Origin of the sequence: Slackia isoflavoniconvertens (genome assembly GCF_003725955.1) — a bacterium.
Taxonomy (GTDB): Bacteria; Actinomycetota; Coriobacteriia; order Coriobacteriales; family Eggerthellaceae; genus Slackia; species Slackia isoflavoniconvertens.
In genome coordinates this window covers 1-547 of record NZ_QIBZ01000050.1, presented here as the reverse complement: position 1 = coordinate 547, position 547 = coordinate 1, and the positions used below count along the sequence as shown (strand labels likewise).

At 65.1% G+C, this 547-nt stretch carries 1 protein-coding gene; it reads right to left on the bottom strand.

The features are described 5' to 3' along the window. The coding region (locus tag DMP05_RS09700) for a TDT family transporter (protein ID WP_148039737.1) at window positions 1-547 on the bottom strand (547 nt) is incomplete at both ends.

Below are 547 nucleotides of genomic sequence, written 5' to 3'. Positions count from 1 at the left end.
GTGCGGTCGAGCGCGGTGGCGGTGATCACGAAGGGGAAGGTCATGGCCGCATAGCCGGGGTAGAACTTCAGGCGCAGGAAGTGCGGCAGACGAACCAGCACGGCCACCAGCAGCAGCTGGGCCAGCACGGCGAGCACGCAGGCGAATGCGGGGTTCGGAATGGGCTCGGTGGCAAGATAGCCCGCCAGCGAAAGGCTCATGGGCGCGGTGTAGATGCAGAACAGCGGGCGCGCGCCTTCTTCCACGGGATGCTTGGCGTAGCGGGTCGTCACCATGACCAGCAGCACGGCGTAGGCGACGAAACCGAACCAGAAGATCGCGGAGCCGAGACGCTCGAGGCCGTAGACCGGCGAGCTCACCGAGGCCACGACGATGCCCACGTAGCAGATGAAGTAGGTGGGGTAGACCTTGGTCAGGTCGAAATCGCGCAGGTGATACACGCTGAACCAGGCCATCAGCACGAAATGGGCGGCTACGGCGCAGGCCCAGATCGCGAAGGCGGGAACGTGGGCGAACGGAGCCAGATAGGTGCTCAGCTGCATGACGG